This is a genomic window from Mesorhizobium sp. LSHC420B00, from assembly GCF_000503055.1.
GTDB lineage: Bacteria > Pseudomonadota > Alphaproteobacteria > Rhizobiales > Rhizobiaceae > Mesorhizobium.
The window spans coordinates 475,764-495,364 of sequence record NZ_AYVY01000001.1 but is presented as its reverse complement, the minus strand read 5'-3'; the positions used below and the strand labels follow the sequence as shown (position 1 = coordinate 495,364).

The following is a 19,601-nucleotide window of genomic DNA, read 5'->3' as shown; positions in this document are numbered from 1 at the left end:
GGACCCGCAGCCGGAATTCAATAGCTTTGGGTCGAGCGCCGCGCCTTTGTGGTCGTCGGCTGCTTTGACTGCGAACCTGGTACTGGTGCCACAGTCTTGACGAGCCCTTTCTTGAATGGCGCCATGCCGAGCCGCGCCAATTCGTCGGCGCGCTCGTTCTCGGGATGGCCGGCATGGCCCTTGACCCAATGCCAGGTGACCTGATGGCGGTTACGCGCTGCATCGAGCTGCTGCCACAGCTCGGCATTCTTCACCGGCTGCCTGGCGGCCGTCTTCCAGCCGTTGCGCTTCCATCCGTCGATCCAGCTGAAAATACCGTCCTTGACATAGTTGCTGTCGGTATAAAGATCGACGGCGCAGGGCTCCTTGAGCGCATTAAGCGCCGAGATGGCCGCCAACAGTTCCATACGGTTGTTGGTGGTGGCAGCCTCGCCGCCCGACAGTTCTTTCGTCACACCGTTGAAGCGCAAGATCGCGCCCCAGCCGCCAGGCCCGGGATTGCCCGAACAGGCACCATCGGTGAAGATTTCAACGCGCTTGGTCATGTTAGTCCATATTCGGAAGGAGAGTTGATCGCCCGATGGAAGCGCATCCGGCGGATATATTCGGTCGGGTCGCGTTTCATCACAAGCCCGCCGTCCGGGACCGTCAGCCAGTCGTAGAGCCGGGTCAGCATGAAGCGCAGCGCCGAACCGCGCGCCAGCATCGGCAGCGCCGCTTTCTCGTCGCTGCTCAGCGGCCGCACGCTTTGGTAGCCGGCAAGCAACGCCGTGCCCTTGGTCAGATTGAAGGAAAAATCCTTCTCGAAGCACCAGGCGTTGAGGCACGTGGCAACATCATAAGCGTAGAGGTCGTTGCAGGCGAAATAGAAGTCGATCAGCCCGGACAGTTTCTCGCCGAGGAAGAATACATTGTCCGGGAAAAGATCGGCATGGATGATGCCCTGCGGCAGACCGTTCGGCCAGTTCCGCTCGAAATCGGCGAAATCGGCATCGACCTCGGCCGCCAATCCCGGCTCGACCTCATCGGCGCGGGCGTGGGCGGCGTTCCACAGCTTGCGCCAGCCATCGATGGCAAGGGCGTTGGGGCGGGTCATCGGGAAATCCGCGCCGGCGAGATGCAGTGCCGCCAGAGCCTTGCCGACCTCGCCGCAATGCCCAGCTGTCGGCCGCCGCAGCGATAGACCCTCAAGGAAGGTGATGATGACCGCCGGCCGGCCGGCAAGCGTTCCGATCACACCGCCATCCTGCGCGGTGACCGGGAGCGGGCACGAAATGCCCTTTCTGGCGAGGTGGGCCATGAGGCCCAGAAAGAACGGCAGGTCAGCCTTGTCGACGCGCTTCTCGTAAAGCGTCAGTATGTAGGAGCCGCTGCTGGTGTGCAGCAGAAAATTCGAATTTTCGGTGCCTTCGGCGATGCCCTTGTAGGACAAGAGATCGCCGACCGGATAGTTCCTGAGGAACGCGCCGAGCTCGCCCTCATTGACGTCGGTGTAGACCGCCATCGTTGCTACGCAGCCCCGTTGACGAAGGCCATGTCGGCTGCCGTCAGTTCGACATCGCGCAACACCCGCATCACCGGAAAATCCTCCGTCTCCGTCGCCGTCACGGCCAACTCGATGGTTACGTCGAAGCGCTGCCGGAAGGCATCGACAATCTCGTCGACGATGATCTCCGGCGCCGAGGCGCCCGCCGACAGGCCGAGTGTCGAGATGCCGGCAATGTCATTCCACGGAATTTCGGAGGCGCGCTGCACGAGAAGCGACATCGAGGCGCCGGCGCGTTCGGCCACTTCGACAAGCCGCCGTGAGTTGGAGGAGTTAGGCGCACCGACGACCAGGAAGAGATCGGCGCCGGCCGCTGTTTCCTTGACCGCCTCCTGGCGATTGGTGGTGGCATAGCAGATCGATTCCGCCGCCGGCGCGTGCAACTCGGGAAAACGTTGCTGCAGGGCGCGGATGATGCCGGCGGTGTCCTCGACCGACAGCGTCGTCTGGGTGACGAAACCGAGCGCTCGCGGGTCTGCGGGCACGAAGCTTGCGGCGTCGGCTTCGGTCTCGATCAGAGTGACCGCGCCATCCGGCAACTGGCCCATTGTGCCGATCACCTCAGGATGCCCGGCATGGCCGATCAAAAGCACGTGGCGGCCAAGCCGCTGATGGCGCATTGCCTGCTTGTGGACTTTCGAGACCAGCGGGCACGTCGCGTCGAGATAGAACAGGTTGCGGGACCGGGCGTCGGCCGGCACCGATTTCGGCACGCCATGCGCCGAAAAGACGACCGGGCTCTGGCGATGCTCGGGCGGGATCTCGGAGAGCTCCTCGATGAACACCGCGCCGAGGCTTTGCAGCCCTTCGACGACGTAGCGGTTGTGCACGATCTCGTGGCGGACATAAACCGGCGCGCCATATTTCTTGAGCGCCAGCACGACGATCTGGATGGCACGGTCAACGCCCGCACAGAAACCGCGCGGCTGGCAGAGCCGGATGGTCAGCGGTGGCTTTGTCTGAAGCATGATTGCATCTTACGCTGATTGTAGGCCGGTTGATCGGACTATGACTTCTGAGCTCAAGGCGCGAAATGAGGTGTGCGGCCCTGCCCTGTCAAGGGTAGTGGCGGCGATCATTGGTCTTTCGCCGGGCGGCGGAGCCAGGAGATCAGGACACCGGCAAGGGCGACGGCAAGGCCGTACCAGGTTATCGCATATTGCAGATGGCTGTTCGGCAGGTCGATGACGGTGACGCCGCCGACCGGCAGCCCGCCGGGGTTGGCGGCGGCGTTCGCATCGATGAAGATCGGCACCAGCGCCGCACCTGCCGGCAGGCCGGCGCTCGAGGCCATCGCGTCACGATCTTTCCAGTAGAAGATGTTCTTCTGCGGATCATTGTCGGGAAGCATCATCGAGGGCTTGGCCGGCAGCGGGTTGCGGGCGAGCCCCGTCACCGTCACTTTGCCCGTCACCTGCCCCTGCGGCCGCTTGGCGGGGTCCTTGAAATCGTAGGGCACGAAGCCGCGGTTGATCAGCACGAAACGGCCATCCTCGAGCTGCAGCGGCGTGAACACATCGAAGCCGGACTGGCCTTCCCAGGTGGCGAGGAAATGCCGTTCGCCTTGATGCAGGAAAGTGCCGGTCACTATCACCGGCGTGTAGTCCACGTCGCCGGTGGCAGCAAACCGCTTTTCGACCTCGGCCAATGGCACAGGCGCCGAATGCGTGCGCTGGTCGATCGTCTGGAGAAGGCCCTCTTTCCAGTGCAGGCGCTGAACCTGCCAGGTGCCGAGTGCCAGCAGGATCAAAAACACGACGATACCCAGGCCGAGCGCCAATGCGCGTTTCGGCCTCGACCGGCCGGCCACCAAACCTGATGCCTCGCTCATTCGCCGCGGTCCAGCCGGCCCTCGGCCGCCTTGTTGCGGTATTGCAGCGTCAGCAGCACGCCCTTGATCAGCCTGAGCGCCGCCAGGCAAAGCACCAGCGTCAGCGGAATCCACAGCAACAGATGCAGCCAGAGCGGCGGATTGAGCGTCACCTCCATCCACAGCGCCAGGCCGACGACGATGAAGCCGATGATCAGAATAACGAACACCGCCGGCCCGTCGCCGGCATCGGCGAAGGAATAATCGAGGCCGCAATTGGTACAGCGATCGCCGACGGTGAGGAACCCGGAGAACAGCTTGCCCTCGCCACAGCGGGGGCAGCGGCCATGCAGGCCGGCCGAGATCGGATCGATTGGTGGCCAGATCGCCTTGTCGTCGCTCATGGGGTCATCCTAGGAGCATTTGCCGCAAAAGATAAGGCGGCCACGTCGCCGCAGCCGCCTTGTCTATTTCCTGGGCCCCATTTTCCTCGGGCCCATTTCCTCGGGCCAATGTCAGTGCGGTTCGATCATTGCGCCGTTCGATGCCCAGACATAGATCGAGGCAAACAGGAATAGCCACACCACGTCGACGAAATGCCAGTACCAGGCGGCGGCCTCGAAGCCGAAATGCTGCTTGGGCGTGAAGTCGCCCTTCATGGCGCGGATCAGGCAGACCAGCAGGAAGATAGTGCCGATGATGACGTGGAAACCATGGAAGCCGGTCGCCATGAAGAAGGTGGCGCCGTAGATCGAATCCCTGAAGCCGAACGGCGCATGCATGTACTCGTAGGCCTGCACCATGGTGAACAGCATGCCGAGGCCGACGGTCAGCACCAAGCCATTGATCAGCCCTTTGCGGTCGCCGTGGATGAGCGAGTGGTGCGCCCAGGTCACCGTGGTGCCCGACAGGAGCAAGATGACGGTGTTGTAAAGCGGCAGATGGAAAGGGTCGAGAACTTCGAGGCCCTTGGGCGGCCAGACGCCGCCGGTGAAGGCGGTACGGGCATACTGATGGACCTCGCCGGGGAACAGGCTGGCGTCGAAGAAGGCCCAGAACCAGGCGACGAAGAACATCACCTCGGAGGCGATGAACATGATCATGCCGTAGCGCAGATGCAGCGACACGACACGAGTGTGGTGTCCCTCATGCGCTTCCTTGATCGTATCAGACCACCAGGCGAACATCGTGTAGATGACGATCAGCAGGCCGATGAAGAACAACCATGGATTGGCGATGTTGAAACCGAAGATGGGGAAATCGCCGCCCTTGAGATATTGCATGTAACAGACGCCGCCGATCGCGGTCACCAGCGCCCCGACGGAGCCCAGGAAAGGCCATGGGCTCGGGTCGACGAGGTGGTAGTCATGTTGTGGTTTTGCGTGTGCGTCTGCCATATCAACCCCCGAGGCTTGCTTCGGTATCTGAACTCTTGTTGCGGCGGCCGTCGGCCGGCACCGATGATGCGACCGGCTTGGTCTTGTCGACCGGGAACATCGTATAGGACAGGGTAATCGTCCTCAAATCCTTCAGTTCCGGCGCGTTGACGATGTCGGGATCGACATAGAACACGACCGGCATGTCCAACGTCTCGCCCGGCTTCAGCGTCGTGTCGGTGAAGCAGAAACACTCGACCTTGTTGAAGTAAGGTCCGGCCAGTTCAGGCTGTACATTGAAGGTGGCGCGTCCGGTGATGGGCCGGCTGAATTTGTTGGTCGCGCTGAAATGCGCCTCGGCTGTTTCGCCGATCTTGATGGTGATCGAGCGGGCGACCGGCTGGAATTGCCAGGGAATGCCGACGGTGTTGGCATCGAAGCGGATGGTGATGTCACGGTCGAGCACCCGATCGGCATATTGCTGGGTCGCCCGTTTAACGGTGCCGCCGTAGCCTGTCGCCTGGCAGAACATCGCGTAGAGCGGCACTGCGGCATAGGCCATGCCGATCATGCCGCCGAAGAACGCGATGCAGACGCCGGCGACGACGCGGTTCGTATTCTTCTTCGTAGGATCGGTGACTGTTTGCCTGGTCATGTTCAGCTCACATCGAACCGGTGACGCTGTGACCAAATTTCACGATGGTCGCGACGTAGAATATGACGACCAGCGCCGCCAGCGCGAAGCCGATTGCGGCCGAGCGATTGCGGCGGGCCTTCTGCTGACGGTCGGTCAGCGTGACCAGTTCAAGCTTCTTTTCGGCCATGCTCATGCTCCACCGATGGTCAGCGCGCGCGCGACGACGCAATCGCCAAGGTAGGCGGCGAAGATGGCGAAGAGATAGAGCAGCGAATAGCCGAACAGGGCCTTGGCCGGCTTCATCGCCCGGTCGTCATCGGCCATTTGCAGCACCTTCGACGCATACCAGACGAAGCCGGCGCCGAGCAGCAATGCAACGACGCCATAGGCTGGCGTGGTGAAGCCGAGAACCCATGGCAGCACGCCAACCGGTGCGAGGACCAGCGCATAGGCAAAGATCTGGCGTCTGGTCGAAGCCTGGCCGGCGACATTCGGCATCATCGGAATGCCTGCCTTGGCATAGTCCTCCGACTTGAAGAGCGCGAGCGCCCAGAAATGCGGCGGCGTCCACAGGAAGATGATCAGGAACAGCACCAAGCTTTCGAGGCTGACCGATCCGGTTACCGCCGCCCAGCCGATGACCGGCGGAATGGCACCGGCAGCACCGCCGATGACAATGTTCTGTGGCGTCCAGCGCTTCAGCCACATCGTGTAGATGACGGCATAGAAAAAGATGGTGAAGGCCAGAAGCGATGCGGCCAACCAGTTGACCAGCACGCCGAGCGTCATCACCGACAGAACCGACAGCACCAGCCCGAAGCTCAATGCCTCGCCAGGCCGTATGCGGCCGGCCGGCACGGGACGGCCGGCGGTGCGCGTCATCACCGCATCGATGTCTGCGTCATACCACATGTTGAGCGCACCGGACGCGCCGGCACCAATGGCAATAGCCAGGATCGCGATCACCGCCAGCAGCGGATTGATGGTCACCGGGGCGGCGACCATGCCGACAAACGCTGTGAACACCACCAGCGACATGACGCGCGGCTTCAGCAGGGCGAAGAAATCGCCCGCCGTCGCTTCCGACATGCGGAAGCCCGGCTCGTCAATCAGTCTGTCTTCGGCAAGGGCCATGCGTACTTAGAGTCCATCATTCCGTTGGCCAAAACCGCCGGACGGCCGGCGGTTCCGTATTAAAGGAGGCAACCGCCTACTTGATCTTCGGCAGCTGTTCCCATTGGTGGAACGGCGGCGGCGAAGGCAGCTGCCATTCCAGCGTGGTCGCACCCTCACCCCAAGGATTGGCGCCGGCGACCCGCTTCTTCTGGAACGCCTCGAAGACGCCGAACAGGAAGATGACGACGCCGACAGCCGAGATGTACGAGCCGTAGGACGACACCATATTCCAGCCGGCGAAGGCATCGGGATAGTCGATATAGCGACGCGGCATTCCGGAGAGACCGAGGAAATGCTGCGGGAAAAAGACCAGGTTGACGCCGACGAAAGTGACCCAGAAGTGGGTGTTGGCGATCACCGGCGAATACATGTAGCCGGTCATCTTCGGGAACCAGTAGTACCAGCCGGCGAAGATGGCGAAGACCGCGCCCAGTGACAGCACGTAGTGGAAGTGCGCAACCACGAAATAGGTGTCGTGCAGCGGGCGGTCGAGGCCGGCATTGGCCAATTGCACGCCGGTGACGCCACCAACTGTGAACAGGAAGATGAAGCCGATCGCCCACAGCATCGGGGTCTTAAGCGAAATCGACCCGCCCCACATAGTGGCGATCCACGAGAAGATCTTCACGCCCGTCGGCACCGCGATGACCATGGTGGCGAAGACGAAATAGCGCTGGGTGTCGAGCGACAGGCCCGTCGTGTACATGTGGTGGGCCCAGACGATGAAGCCCACCGCGCCGATGGCAACCATCGCATAGGCCATGCCGAGATAGCCGAACACCGGCTTCCTTGAAAAGGTCGAGATGATATGGCTGATGATGCCGAAGCCCGGCAGGATCAGGATATAGACTTCTGGATGGCCGAAGAACCAGAACAGGTGCTGGAACAGGATCGGGTCGCCGCCGCCGTCCGGGGCGAAGAAGGTGGTGCCGAAATTGCGGTCGGTCAAAAGCATGGTGATGCCGCCGGCCAGCACCGGCAACGACAGCAGCAGCAGGAAGGCGGTGATCAACACCGACCACGCGAACAGCGGCATCTTGTGCATGGTCATGCCGGGCGCGCGCATGTTGAAGATGGTGGTGATGAAGTTGATGGCGCCAAGAATCGAGGAGGCGCCGGCGATGTGGATTGAAAGGATCGCCAGGTCCATGGCCGGTCCAGGCTGGCCCGATGTCGAGAGCGGCGGATAAAGCGTCCAGCCGCCACCGACGCCATAGGCGCCCGGCGCACTCGGGACGAAGGCCGAGATAATCAGCAGGATGAAAGCCGGCGGCAGCAGCCAGAACGAGACGTTGTTCATGCGCGGGAACGCCATGTCCGGCGCGCCGATCATGATCGGCACCATCCAGTTGGCAAAGCCGCCGATCAGCGCCGGCATCACCATGAAGAAGATCATGATCAGCGCATGCGCGGTGGTGAAGGCATTGTACATGCTCTTGCCGCCGTCGATGGCGGCGTCACCGTTCATGCCGTAGACCATCTGTGCCAGGCCAGTGAATATCTGGATGCCCGGCTCCTGCAATTCCATGCGCATGACGACCGATAAGGCGCCACCGATGCAGCCCGCCATGATCGCGAAGATCAGATAAAGCGTACCGATGTCCTTGTGGTTGGTCGAATACACCCACCGGACCCAGCCATGATACGGCTTGTGGTCGTGGTCGTCGTGAGCTGCAGCGTCTGCCATGGTCGGCTCCGTTCCCTGAATCTTTTCTGGTCGCGGCATCAGTTGCCGGCGGCCGCTACCTTGTTCGTGCCATCGACCTCGGCCATCAGCGCCTTGTTGGCGCCGGGAAGATCGGTCTTGGCTGCCGCCAGCCAGGTCTTGTATTGCGCATCGGAGACGACGCGAATGGCGATCGGCATGAAGGCGTGGTCCTTGCCGCAGAGTTCCGAGCACTGGCCGTAATAGAGGCCTTCCTTGTCGGCCTTGAACCACACCTCGTTGATGCGGCCCGGCACCGCGTCGGTCTTGATGCCGAAGGACGGCATGGCAAAGGCGTGAATCACGTCGGTCGCCGTCACCAGCACGCGGGTCATGGTGTTGACAGGCACCACCATCTCATTGTCGACGGCGAGCAGGCGCGGATAGGCGGCGCGATCTTCCTTGCCGGCAGCAGCCCTGTCGGCATCCTGAAGGATCGCGGAATTGAAGGAAAGCGTGTTGTCGACCTGGTATTCGTAATCCCAGTTCCACTGATTGCCCGTCGCCTTGACGGTCAGCTTGGCTTCTTCCGGCGGCGTGTATTGCGCGGTCAGCAGCTGGAACGAAGGAATGGCGAGACAGAGCAGGATGACGACGGGACCGACAGTCCAGATGACCTCGATCAGCGTGTTGTGGCTGGTGCGCGACGGGGTCGGGTTGACGCTCGCCCGGAATTTCAAAATGCAGTAGGCGATCAGAAAAAGCACCAAGGCGGTGATCACAATGATGAACGCGAACGAATAGTTTCCGAACCACTCGATCTGCCTCATAATATCGGTCGCCGGAGGCTGAAAACTGGTTTCCCAGGGTTGAGGCTGGGCTGCATGAGCGGATGCAGCGGCAAACAACGTGGCGGCGGCACTAGCTACGATTTTGGCGGTTGCCAGGAATTTTCTCATCGCCCTCGTCATCTCCCAGTTCCTCGCGATCGGACCGCAAGAATGCCGAATAATGCCGGGACGGGAATCCCGGACAATTCAAGGCTGGTTCAAACCATACTCTATTTGCCTCCGCAAGAAAGGAGCGGCGGAACCCGTGCGGCATTTTTGCGCGCAAGCGCGGCTGTAGCTTCGTGCGGTGACCGCTCGTCGCGAATCACCGGAGCGGCATCCCGGCAGAATGAGCCGCGCGGCGCGCGAAACCGTCGCAATTAGGGCGAAATTGGCACGGAAAAGCGCATTGTCGCCTATGTCGGGGCAGACCGCGGGGGTCTCGTCCTTTACTTGGGTTTAGTGCGGCTTAAAGTGCCGTGATTCGCAATGGAGCCGTCATGAACGCGTGGCTTTCGAGAACCTTGGCGGAGGTCATCCTTGTTGCCGCCGCAATAGCCTTGTCAGGCGGCGGCCTGGCCAATGCCGCGCAGCCAAGCGGCACGGTGAAGTCGACGCATGGGGCGTGGTCGATCATCTGCGATACGCCGGCCGGTGCTACGTCCGAACAATGCGTGATGATGCAGAACGTCGTCGCCGAGGACCGCCCGGAAATGGGTCTTTCCGTTGTCGTGCTGCGTACAGCCGACAACAAGGCCGAAATCCTTCGTGTGCTGGCGCCGCTCGGCGTGCTGTTGCCCAACGGCCTCGGCCTCAATGTCGACGGCAAGGATATCGGCCGCGCCTATTTCGTGCGCTGTTTCCAGGACGGCTGCTATGCCGAGGTCATCCTGGAAAAGCCGCTGCTCGACACGCTGAAGACCGGTACGTCGGCGACCTTTATCGTCTTCCAGACGCCCGAAGAAGGCATCGGCATTCCCGTCGACCTCAAGGGTTTTGCCGACGGCTTCGCCGCCCTGCCTTGAACGCGGTCTTGTAGCACGATCCAGTGATTGTTGACCGGCCGCGGTCACGGCAAATCTCATTTCAGATTGTCTGTGCAGGCCTTCGCGCCTACATCGTGGGAAACAATCCTCCTGCGAATGGACCTGCCATGAACAGCCTGATCGGCCAATTCGACATTTCCGACGATCGCATCAAGCAGATCGTCGCCGAGACCATCAACGGCGCCGACGACGGCGAACTGTTTCTCGAATACAGCGAAAGCGAAGCGCTGATGTTCGACAATGGCAAGCTGAAGACCGCGAATTTCAACACCGACCAGGGTTTCGGCCTGCGCGCCGTCGCTGGCGAGGCCAGCGGCTACGCCCATTCCAGTGATCTCTCCGAAGCCTCGCTGCGGCGCGCCGCCGATGCCGTTTCGACGGTGAAGAGCGGCTATTCCGGCACGCTTGCCGCAGCGCCCGTCCGCACCAACCGCCATCTCTACGGCGACGGAAACCCGATCCCCTCGCCTTCCTTCGAGACCAAGGCCAAGTTGCTTCAGGAAATCGATGCATGGCTGCGGGCCGAAGATCCGCGCGTCAGGCAGGTGACGGCGTCGCTCGCCGCCTCCTGGCAGCATGTCGAGATCGTGCGCGCCGATGGCCAGATGGTCCGCGACATCCGCCCGCTGGTCAGGATCAACGTATCGGTGGTGGTCGGCGACGGCGACCGCCAGGAGAGCGGCTCCTACGGCATGGGAGGCCGCAAGGATTTTGGCGAATTCCTGGTCGAGGACAGCTGGCGGCACGCGGCCAAGGAGGCACTGCGGCAGGCGCTCGTCAATCTCGAAGCGGTTCCAGCACCTGCCGGCACTTTCGACATCGTGCTGTCGAGCGGCTGGCCCGGCGTCATGTTGCACGAGGCCGTCGGCCACGGGCTGGAAGGCGATTTCAACCGCAAAAAGACGTCGGCCTTTGCCGGCCTGCTTGGCCAGCAGGTGGCGGCGAAAGGCGTCACCGTCGTTGACGACGGCACCATGCCCGAGCGGCGAGGTTCGCTGACCGTCGACGACGAAGGCACGCCTTCGGCCCATAACGTGCTGATCGATGATGGCAAGCTGGTCGGCTACATGCAGGACCGCCAGAATGCACGGCTGATGGGCATGAAGGCCACCGGCAACGGGCGGCGCCAAGGTTACGCGCATGAGCCGATGCCGCGCATGACCAACACCTACATGACGGCAGGCGACATGGAGCCGGAGGAAATCATAGCCTCGGTCAAGAACGGCATCTATGCCGTGTCGTTCGGTGGCGGCCAGGTCGACATCACTTCGGGCAAGTTCGTGTTCGGCTGCACCGAGGCCTACATGATCGAGAACGGCAAGGTGACGCAACCGATCAAGGGCGCCATGCTGATCGGCAATGGGCCGGATGCCATGCATCGGGTTTCGATGGTCGGCAACGACATGAAGCTCGACACCGGCATCGGCATGTGCGGCAAGGCCGGACAGGGCGTGCCGGTCGGCGTCGGCCAGCCGCATCTCAGGATGAACCAGATGACGGTCGGCGGCACCAGGGTTTGATGCGGCTGCCGCCTTCCGGTAACATCGCCGTCCAAATGATGTTTCCGGATGCCGGTGTCTTCGACCATGTCCAAAGCCAAAATCGTCATCCTGACAGGCGCCGGCATTTCGGCGGAATCGGGCGTCGCCACGTTCCGGGATCCCGACGGGGTCTGGGCGAAATACGACCTGCAGGACGTGGCCACGCCGCAAGGTTTTGCGCGCGACCCCGTAAAGGTGCAGGATTTCTACAATATGCGCCGGCGGCAGATGGGCAGCGTCGAGCCGAATGCGGCGCACGCCGCGCTGGCCAAGCTCGAGCAGAAATTCCCAGGCGACGTCCTCGTCGTCACGCAGAATATCGACGACCTGCATGAGCGCGCCGGTTCGCGCAAACTGATCCATATGCATGGAGAACTGGGCCATGCCCTTTGCCTGAGCTGCGGGCAAAGCAGCACCTGGGCCGACGACATCGCTGCCCATTCGGCCTGTCCAGCGTGTGGCGCAAAAGGTCAATTGAGGCCTGACGTGGTCTGGTTCGGCGAAATGCCTTACCGCATGGAGGAGGTCGGCGAGGCGCTGACGCGCTGCGACCTATTCGTGGCCATCGGCACCAGCGGGAGTGTCTACCCGGCAGCAGGTTTCGTGGAGGAGGCACGCGCGGCCGGAGCCGTAACAGCCGAACTCAATCTGAAATGCGCCGGCTGGGCCTCCCGTTTCGACGAGCAGATGGAAGGGCCGGCGACACAAGTGGTGCCCGCCTTCGTCGAGCGCGTCCTTTCAGGCGCAGGCTAGCACCGTCTGGCTATGCAGCCTTGAATTCAGCGCGCGATCAGCATCTTTGTTATGTCGGGAGAGGAAACTGTGATCGCTGCCGGAGAAAAGCTAGAAGTCACCAGTTCGACCGACGATCAAGTCGCACTGCCTGTTCCAGTCTTGCCTTTAACACGGCCATAGGACGTATTTGGATCCCTGCCCCACATAGGCAAGCCGAAGACGTTGGAAGAGATGGAGGCGGGTGTGCCCGCCGCAGCTCGAACTGCCCTAAAGCCATGATGCCGCTGTTTTCGGCAGGCGATGGTCGGGATCGATGATTTCAAGATCCGGAGCATCGTTTTCGTTCCAGCGCCACAGCGCGACGCATGTGCCGCCAGGCGACATGAAGGACGGGTAGATCACGCCGTGCAGCCCGTCGCCAAGCAAGCGGTCTCTCAGTTGGTGCGTCTCGGGCACAAAGCCTCCATCCACGATGTCACGCCATTCGCACCGGTGAATGTCGGCCGTTACACCGAGCTTCGACAGCGTATCAGCCTCTGTCAGGTCGGCCAGCCGGGCGCCTGACAGTTTCAATTGTGCAATCAGCGCCGGGTGCTGGACAAAACCCTGATTGTACTCGGCCCAAGCCGTGGACAGTTCCCGGGCGGCGTAGATCGCCGGCGTGCCAATCGGATTCCAGCGGCCGCCGAAGCGGGCCGCGCCCTCACCGGAAAGCGGCAGATGGGCCCAGCGCGGCACAAAAGCGCGCCATAGAGTCAGCCTGGGTTCAGGCATAGATGCCGGAGCGGACTGCCTCCAGATAGGCAAGCACCTTGTCAGTCTTGCCTTCGCGAACGAGATCGTAGGCGGTCTTTCCCGCCCAGCCGGGGATCGGCTGATGTTTGAACCAGATCGCGGCACGCTGTTCATCACCGGCCATCTCGCCGGCCATCGCCAGGATGCGGACGATGGGACTCAATGCGGCGTCGACCTTGCGCGCACCGGACTTGGCGGCAAGCGTGTTGCGCGCGAGACCGGTCAGGCCGGCCAGTTCAGTCATATTGACCCCTAGCAGTGCGGCTACCCGCCTCGGCGAGAGAAACGGCGCCCGCTCCTCGCCGAAGCGCGATGCCGAATTTTCAAAGGCTGCGGTGCTCATGGCAATTTCCTAGCCCAGTTTGAACGACGTACACTCAAAATGTGCTTTTTTGGTGCGCATTTCAAGCCCTAGCTGCTAGCGCCTTCGTCTCGGCTTCTCCAACAGCGCGACGGCCTCGACATGCGGCGACCACAGGAACTGGTCGATCGGGATTACGCTCTTCAAGGCGTAACCGCCATCGAGGAGGATGCGAAGATCCCGCGCCAGCGTCACCGGATTGCAGGACACCGCGGCGACGAGCGGCACGTCGGAGCGCGCGATCTGCTTCGACTGGTCCTCGGCGCCGGCGCGGGGCGGGTCGAAGACTACGCCGTCAAAGGCATTCAACTCCTTGAATGTGAGCGGCCGCCGGAACAGGTCGCGACGTTCGCCGGTCACCCGCTTCAGGCCGCTGGCGAAACGGAAGGCCCGGTCAAGCGCCGAGAGTGCTGCCGCATCGCCTTCCACCGCATGAACCTCCGATCTTGAGGCCAGACGCAGTGCGAAGCTTCCGCAGCCGGCGAAGAGATCGGCGACCTTTTTGGCGCGCGCGAGATGCTGGCCGACAATGTCGGCCATCGCTTCTTCGGCGGCCTCGGTCGCCTGCAGGAAAGCGCCCGGCGGCACTGCGACAGCGACGCCACCAAACAGGACGACCGGTTTCTTTGGTTCGATAATGATCTCGCCGTCGACCGACAGCCTGGCTAGCCTCTCGGCAATGACAAAGTTCGAGGCGACGCGGCGCTGGTTCTCGCCGAGCTTACCGGAATCGTGAACCGCGACATCGAGGCCGGAACCGGTCACCGTCACCGCCATGTGGAACGATTTGGTCGTGGTGCAGATCAGTCCGGCAAGCATCCTCAAACGGTCGAGCGCAGCGACGATCTGCGGCAGCGAGATCGGGCATTCCTCGATGGAGATGATTTCGGACGACAGCGCGCGAACGAAGCCGAACTGCATTCCCGCCTCGCTCCGCCGGGCAGTGAAGACGACGCGGCGGCGCGTGTGCGGCGCGCACGGCACCAGCGGGCCGACATCGCAGGCGATGCCCTTGCTCTTCAGCGCATGCACGACCCTTTCGCGCTTCCATTGGTGATAGGCTTCAGTCTCGAGATGCTGGACGGCGCAGCCGCCGCATTCGCCGAAATGGCGGCACGGCGGATCGACTCGCAGCGGCGAGGCCTCAAGCACCGACATCAAGGTAGCGCGATCTTTCTCCCGCCCGGCGGTGACGACCTCTCCCGGCAGCGTAAACGGAATGAAAACCTCGCCGGTCTCGGTCTCGGCGATGCCGTCGCCCTGCGAGCCCAATTTTGCGATTGTGAAACGCGTGGTCATCGCTTCTCAATCCCGGCCCGCCCGATCTTGGCAGGCTTGGTCGCGACGGCCTTGATGCCGCCGAGCAGGAACTCGCGGTTGCCGTCGCCGCCCTCTATCGGCGACAGATGAAGTCCCAACGAGCGCCAGCCGGGAATGGCATCGAGCCAGTCCTGCATCAGGCCGGCAATGCGCGCCGCATCATAGGGGTCCTTCAGCAGGCCGCCCTTGCCGATCGCCTCGCGGCCGGCCTCGAATTGCGGCTTGACCAGAAACACGGCTTTTGCGCCGTTCCTGGCCAAGGCAAGCGCCGGCGGCAGCGCCAGTTTCAGCGATATGAAGCTGACATCCGAGACGATGAAATCCGGCACACGGCCGCCGAGATCGGCGGCCGACAGTTCGCGCGCATTCAGGCCTTCAATCACCGTCACGCGCGGATCGCCGGCAATGTCGGAGTGGATCTGGCCGTGCCCGACATCGATCGCCGTGACATGCGCCGCGCCGCGTTCGAGAAGTACCTGCGTGAAGCCGCCGGTCGAGGCGCCGACATCGAGCGCTTCGCTACCGGTGGGGTTGAGGCCGAAATGGTCGAGACCAGCCTTCAGCTTCAGTGCGGCGCGCGAGACGTAACCTTGCGCCGGATCGTCAACGACGATGTTGCACTCAGGCAGAACGGCCTGGCCCGGCTTGTGGGCGACGATGCCGTCGACCGTCACGGTGCCGCGCGCCACCGCATCGCGAGCACGCGAGCGGCTGGCAAACAGGCCGCGCTGGACGAGTAATTCGTCGAGCCGCTGGCGAATGCTGGCTGGCGGAAGGGAAGTCATCGGCCTTCATGGCGAATGCCAACGATGATGGCAAGGATATTGGCGATGAGACAAGGCATAGTTGGAAAAGCGGGTGAACTCATCAGCCGCTCCGCTGTTTGTCGAACCTCGCACGACACCCGACGCAATGCTAAGAAGAGATGCCGTTTAGCCGTCGAAACGTGGAGGAGGAACATGCTGACGGGAACCTGCCACTGCGGCGCAGCCCACTGGACCCTGGAGGGCGATCCCGGTTCGATCACTGCCTGCAACTGTACGCTTTGCCGTCGCTACGGCACGCTCTGGGCGTATGACTATGTCGACGAACGCATCCGCCTTGCGGGGCCCGTGAGTGCCTATACGCGCGTTGGAAGGGCTCACCCTTCGCTTGAGATTCTCTTCTGTCCAACGTGCGCTTGCGTCCTGGCCTGGCGCGGATTGCGTGCCGATACCGCCGGTCGCCACCGCATCGCCGTCAATATGAGGCTTGCGCCGCCGGAGGCTGTCGCCGACCTCCCGATCGATCATTTCGACGGTCTCGACACATTCGAGGATTGCCGAGGGATGGTCGCTGTGTGCGGGATATGTGGTTCTAGTTTCTAGAATATGGTCCGCGAAACCCGCCGTTCAACGGCCGGCGTCAGACCGTCGCTGCTGTCGCCGGACACCTGCGGGCGCGGCCGGTCAACGGAAATGGACGCCTTCGGCAAGGTATCTGGCACGACGACGAATTGCGGCGCCTCCTTGTAGGAGAAGCCGCCACGGATTTGGCCGATCTTGCCGGCGACGATGCCCATCACCGCCTCTTCGAGTTTGCGGTCGTAGCGCGTTTCGGCCACGGCCGACGCGGCGAAGATGGCCGTTAGCGCGATGCCGCCCAAAAGCGATCTCATTGGTCTTCTTTCCCCTGCCGGTCGCTTTCTAGCAGGGCGGCGTTGAAAAACGGCCAAAGGACACGGTAAGCAAATCGCCAAATGGCAGCGTAAACAGTATCTTACGACTGTTCGCCGGTAATTTGATTCAAGCAGTTGAGATTTTGATTCAGACTGGCATTTGCAGCCAAGCAGAATCTTTTGGCGTTGCAGAAACGCGGAAACAACTAGGCGCGCTGGGCCTGCGCGGTATGCCCCAACGCCACGAACACTGTGCGCACGATGCCGGCGCTGTCCAGCCCGGCATCGGCATACATCTTTTCCGGCTTGGCATGGTCGACGAAAGTGTCGGGCAGCACCAGCGGGCGCACCTTCAGGCCGCTCTCCAGCAGCCCTTCGTGGGCCAGGAACTGCAGCACATGGCTGGCGAAGCCGCCGACCGCGCCCTCTTCCACCGTCACCAGTATCTCGTGCGAACGGGCCAGCCGCCGGATCAGATCCTCGTCGAGCGGCTTGGCAAAACGGGCATCGGCGACCGTGGTCGAAAGCCCCGCCGCGCCAAGCTCCTCGGCCGCGGCCAGGCAATCCTGCAGCCTGGTGCCGAAGGAAAGCAGCGCAACCTTGGTGCCTTCCCTGACGATCCGGCCCTTGCCGATCTCCAATACCGAGCCGCGCTGCGGCATCTCGACGCCAACGCCGTTGCCGCGCGGATAGCGGAAGGCGATCGGGCCGTCATCGTAGCTTGCAGCGGTGCGTACCATGTGGCGCAGCTCGGCCTCATCGGCCGCCGCCATGACGACGAAACCGGGCAGCGTCGCCAGGAAGGTGGTGTCGAAAGCGCCGCAATGGGTGGCACCATCGGCGCCGACGAAGCCGGCGCGGTCGATCGGAAAGCGCACCGGCAATTTCTGGATCGCCACGTCGTGGACGACCTGGTCGTAGGCGCGCTGCAGGAAGGTCGAGTAGATCGCCGCAAAAGGCTTGAAGCCTTCCGTGGCAAGGCCGGCGGCGAAGGTCACCGCATGCTGCTCGGCAATGCCGACGTCGAAGGTCCTCGCCGGAAACGCTTCGCCGAAGAGGTCAAGCCCGGTGCCGTTCGGCATGGCGGCGGTGATGGCGACGATGCGGTCGTCCTCTCGGGCCTCCTGGATCAGACTGTCGGCAAACACCTTGGTGTAGCTCGGCGCGTTGGCGGGCGCCTTGGCCTGGGCGCCGGTAATGACGTCGAATTTGTTGACGCCGTGATATTTGTCGGCGGCCGCCTCGGCCGGGGCGTAGCCCTTGCCCTTCTGGGTCACGACGTGGATCAGCACCGGGCCGTCGGCATTGTCGCGGACGTTCTTCAGCACCGGGATCAGGTGCTCGAGGTTGTGGCCGTCGATTGGGCCGATGTGGTAGAAACCCATTTCCTCGAACAGCGTGCCGCCGGTGACGTAGCCGCGCGCGTGCTCGACCGCCCGCTTGATGGCGCGATCGGCGCGCTCGCCGAGATAGGACGTCAGCTTCTTGCCGAAATCGCGCAACCCCAGATAGGTCTTGCCAGACGCCAGACGGGCCAGATAGGCGCTCATTGCGCCGGTCGGTGGAGCGATCGACATATCGTTGTCGTTCAAGATGACGATTAGCCGGGCATCGAGTGCGCCGGCATTGTTCATCGCCTCATAAGCCATGCCGGCCGACATGGCGCCGTCGCCGATGACGGCAATGACATTGTTGCGGCCATCGGACAGATCGCGCGCCATCGCCATGCCGAGGCCGGCTGAAATCGAGGTCGAGGAGTGGGCTGCGCCGAACGGATCGTATTCGCTCTCGACGCGACGGGTGAAACCGGACAGCCCCCCCTCCTGCCGCAGCGTGCGGATGCGGTCGCGGCGGCCGGTCAGGATCTTGTGCGGATAGGCCTGGTGGCCGACGTCCCAGATCAGCCGATCGTCCGGCGTGTTGAAGACGTAGTGCAGCGCGACGGTCAACTCGACCACGCCAAGGCCGGCGCCGAGATGCCCGCCGGTGTGGGAGACGACGTCGATCAGTTCGGCGCGAAGCTCGGAAGCCAGCTGCGGCAGGTCGCCTTCGGCAAGCGTGCGCAAATCGGCTGGGACGCGGACCTTGTCGAGAAGCGGCGTATCGGGCTTTGCGTTCACTGTTTGCGAGCCTGGTCAGATTTTCTGTTCATCGTGAAATATGCCGCTGGCCGGCGAATGTAAATGTGGCGGTAACGCGCATCAGCTTTCGGGCAGCGGGATGAACTCTTGCTCGTCTCCGGGAATGATATCGAAGCGGCCCGTCTTCCATTCTTCTTTCGCCTGTTCGATGCGTTCCTTTGAGGACGATACGAAATTCCACCAGATATAACGTTTCGAACCGAGCGAAGCGCCGCCAAACAGCATGAAATGGGCGCCGCTCTCCGATAAAACAACGATCTCATCGCCGGGCCGGAAAACCAGCAGCCGCTCGGCCGGGAAGCGGTCACCGGATATCGAAACCTCGCCTTCCAGCGTATAGATGGCGCGCTCCTCGGCATCGGCCGGGATCTTCACGCTGGCACCCGGCGCCAGCCTGAGATCGGCGTACAGTGTGTCCGAAGCGGTCGCGACCGGGGAGCGCATTCCGGAAAACGCACCGATGACGATATGGCCGCTGACCCCCTCGGCATCGATTTCGGGCAGGCGCAGCGCCGCGGTGTTTTCGAAGATCGGCGCGACCTCCTCCTTGCCGTCCGGCAGCGCCAACCATGTCTGCAGGCCGGAAACCGACATCGGCGCGCCGCGCAGTTCTTCTGGCGTGCGCTCCGAATGGACGATGCCGCGGCCGGCGGTCATCAGATTCACGTCGCCGGGCTGGATCACCATCTCGGTGCCGAGCGAATCACGGTGCCTGATCTTGCCGTCGAACAGGTAAGTCACCGTCGACAGTCCGATATGCGGATGCGGACGGACGTCGAGCGCCTGGCCGGCCCGAAGAACTGCCGGACCCATACGATCGAAGAAGATGAAAGGTCCGACCAGCCGGCGCCTGGCCGTCGGCAAGGCGCGGCGAACCTGAAATCCGCCAATATCCTTGGCGTTCGGAATGACCATCAGCTCGATCTGATCGCTGGCGAAGGCATCGCCCATCTGCGGATCGTTTCCGGGAAAGAAGCTCACGCGG

21 protein-coding genes and 1 pseudogene are annotated in these 19,601 nt (G+C 62.6%); 4 read left to right on the top strand and 18 right to left on the bottom strand.

Annotated elements, in window-relative coordinates:
- Positions 1-17: 17 nt before the first annotated feature.
- The 11 genes from rnhA to coxB all read right to left on the bottom strand — a co-directional run bounded on the left by rnhA (position 18) and on the right by coxB (position 9,149).
- A complete protein-coding gene (rnhA, locus tag X760_RS43105; RefSeq protein WP_023716929.1) occupies positions 18-545 on the bottom strand; it encodes a ribonuclease HI in 528 nt (175 codons plus the stop codon).
- Positions 542-1,504, bottom strand: a complete 963-nt coding sequence (locus X760_RS43100; protein WP_023716928.1) for a homoserine kinase — start codon at positions 1,502-1,504, stop codon at positions 542-544. The genes rnhA and X760_RS43100 overlap by 4 nt, the downstream gene beginning before the upstream one ends.
- Before the next feature lie 5 nt (positions 1,505-1,509).
- A complete protein-coding gene (ispH, locus tag X760_RS43095; protein ID WP_023716927.1) occupies positions 1,510-2,514 on the bottom strand; it encodes a 4-hydroxy-3-methylbut-2-enyl diphosphate reductase in 1,005 nt (334 codons plus the stop codon).
- 107 nt (positions 2,515-2,621) lie between these two features.
- Positions 2,622-3,377 carry an SURF1 family protein gene (locus tag X760_RS43090; RefSeq protein WP_023716926.1) on the bottom strand — a complete coding sequence of 252 codons (756 nt, stop codon included), beginning with the start codon at positions 3,375-3,377 and terminating at the stop codon, positions 2,622-2,624.
- Positions 3,374-3,760, bottom strand: a complete 387-nt coding sequence (locus tag X760_RS43085) for a DUF983 domain-containing protein (protein ID WP_023716925.1) — start codon at positions 3,758-3,760, stop codon at positions 3,374-3,376. Before X760_RS43085 ends, X760_RS43090 begins: the two co-directional genes overlap by 4 nt.
- Before the next feature lie 111 nt (positions 3,761-3,871).
- Positions 3,872-4,753 (bottom strand): cytochrome c oxidase subunit 3, encoded by an 882-nt coding sequence (locus tag X760_RS43080; RefSeq protein WP_023716924.1) that lies wholly within the window; start codon positions 4,751-4,753, stop codon positions 3,872-3,874.
- A 1-nt stretch (position 4,754) separates the two neighbouring features.
- A complete protein-coding gene (locus X760_RS43075) occupies positions 4,755-5,387 on the bottom strand; it encodes a cytochrome c oxidase assembly protein (RefSeq protein WP_023716923.1) in 633 nt (210 codons plus the stop codon).
- Between the two features lie 7 nt (positions 5,388-5,394).
- The gene (locus X760_RS77100) at positions 5,395-5,556 is read right to left on the bottom strand and encodes a hypothetical protein (protein ID WP_198030457.1); all 162 of its coding nucleotides are present in this window, start codon (positions 5,554-5,556) and stop codon (positions 5,395-5,397) included.
- A 2-nt stretch (positions 5,557-5,558) separates the two neighbouring features.
- Positions 5,559-6,503: a heme o synthase gene (locus X760_RS43065; RefSeq protein WP_023716921.1), complete on the bottom strand. Its 945-nt coding sequence runs from the start codon at positions 6,501-6,503 to the stop codon at positions 5,559-5,561.
- A gap of 76 nt (positions 6,504-6,579) precedes the next feature.
- Positions 6,580-8,232 (bottom strand): cytochrome c oxidase subunit I, encoded by a 1,653-nt coding sequence (gene ctaD / locus X760_RS43060; protein ID WP_023716920.1) that lies wholly within the window; start codon positions 8,230-8,232, stop codon positions 6,580-6,582.
- A gap of 38 nt (positions 8,233-8,270) precedes the next feature.
- On the bottom strand, positions 8,271-9,149 hold the full coding sequence (gene coxB, locus X760_RS43055) for a cytochrome c oxidase subunit II (RefSeq protein ID WP_023716919.1): 879 nt from the start codon (positions 9,147-9,149) through the stop codon (positions 8,271-8,273).
- Between the two features lie 371 nt (positions 9,150-9,520).
- On the opposite strand from coxB, the gene X760_RS43050 reads away from it, so the two are divergent.
- From X760_RS43050 to X760_RS43040, 3 genes are all read left to right on the top strand, one after another.
- Positions 9,521-10,045 carry an invasion associated locus B family protein gene (locus X760_RS43050; protein ID WP_023716918.1) on the top strand — a complete coding sequence of 175 codons (525 nt, stop codon included), beginning with the start codon at positions 9,521-9,523 and terminating at the stop codon, positions 10,043-10,045.
- A gap of 128 nt (positions 10,046-10,173) precedes the next feature.
- Entirely contained in the window at positions 10,174-11,586 is a 1,413-nt protein-coding gene (tldD, locus tag X760_RS43045; RefSeq protein WP_023716917.1) for a metalloprotease TldD, read from the top strand.
- A gap of 66 nt (positions 11,587-11,652) precedes the next feature.
- The gene (locus tag X760_RS43040; protein WP_023716916.1) at positions 11,653-12,360 is read left to right on the top strand and encodes an NAD-dependent deacylase; all 708 of its coding nucleotides are present in this window, start codon (positions 11,653-11,655) and stop codon (positions 12,358-12,360) included.
- A gap of 249 nt (positions 12,361-12,609) precedes the next feature.
- On the opposite strand, the gene X760_RS43035 is transcribed toward X760_RS43040, so the two are convergent.
- The 4 genes from X760_RS43035 to X760_RS43020 form a co-directional block, all read right to left on the bottom strand.
- Positions 12,610-13,116 carry an RES domain-containing protein gene (locus X760_RS43035; RefSeq protein ID WP_023716915.1) on the bottom strand — a complete coding sequence of 169 codons (507 nt, stop codon included), beginning with the start codon at positions 13,114-13,116 and terminating at the stop codon, positions 12,610-12,612.
- Entirely contained in the window at positions 13,109-13,480 is a 372-nt protein-coding gene (locus X760_RS43030) for an antitoxin Xre/MbcA/ParS toxin-binding domain-containing protein (RefSeq protein ID WP_023716914.1), read from the bottom strand. Before X760_RS43030 ends, X760_RS43035 begins: the two co-directional genes overlap by 8 nt.
- A 75-nt stretch (positions 13,481-13,555) precedes the next feature.
- Positions 13,556-14,797: a class I SAM-dependent RNA methyltransferase gene (locus X760_RS43025; RefSeq protein ID WP_023716913.1), complete on the bottom strand. Its 1,242-nt coding sequence runs from the start codon at positions 14,795-14,797 to the stop codon at positions 13,556-13,558.
- Positions 14,794-15,603 carry a TlyA family RNA methyltransferase gene (locus X760_RS43020; protein WP_023716912.1) on the bottom strand — a complete coding sequence of 270 codons (810 nt, stop codon included), beginning with the start codon at positions 15,601-15,603 and terminating at the stop codon, positions 14,794-14,796. The genes X760_RS43025 and X760_RS43020 overlap by 4 nt, the downstream gene beginning before the upstream one ends.
- Before the next feature lie 174 nt (positions 15,604-15,777).
- On the opposite strand from X760_RS43020, the pseudogene X760_RS43015 reads away from it, so the two are divergent.
- Positions 15,778-16,178, top strand: a pseudogene (locus X760_RS43015) (GFA family protein).
- A 3-nt stretch (positions 16,179-16,181) separates the two neighbouring features.
- Here X760_RS43015 and X760_RS43010 read toward each other — a convergent pair.
- The 3 genes from X760_RS43010 to X760_RS43000 form a co-directional block, all read right to left on the bottom strand.
- Complete coding sequence (locus X760_RS43010; RefSeq protein ID WP_023716911.1) at positions 16,182-16,475, bottom strand: hypothetical protein; 294 nt, start codon at positions 16,473-16,475, stop codon at positions 16,182-16,184.
- A 206-nt stretch (positions 16,476-16,681) separates the two neighbouring features.
- Positions 16,682-18,595, bottom strand: coding sequence for a 1-deoxy-D-xylulose-5-phosphate synthase (dxs, locus tag X760_RS43005; RefSeq protein WP_023716910.1), 1,914 nt, complete (start codon positions 18,593-18,595; stop codon positions 16,682-16,684).
- A gap of 81 nt (positions 18,596-18,676) precedes the next feature.
- The gene (locus X760_RS43000) at positions 18,677-19,597 is read right to left on the bottom strand and encodes a pirin family protein (protein ID WP_023716909.1); all 921 of its coding nucleotides are present in this window, start codon (positions 19,595-19,597) and stop codon (positions 18,677-18,679) included.
- Positions 19,598-19,601: the final 4 nt, after the last annotated feature.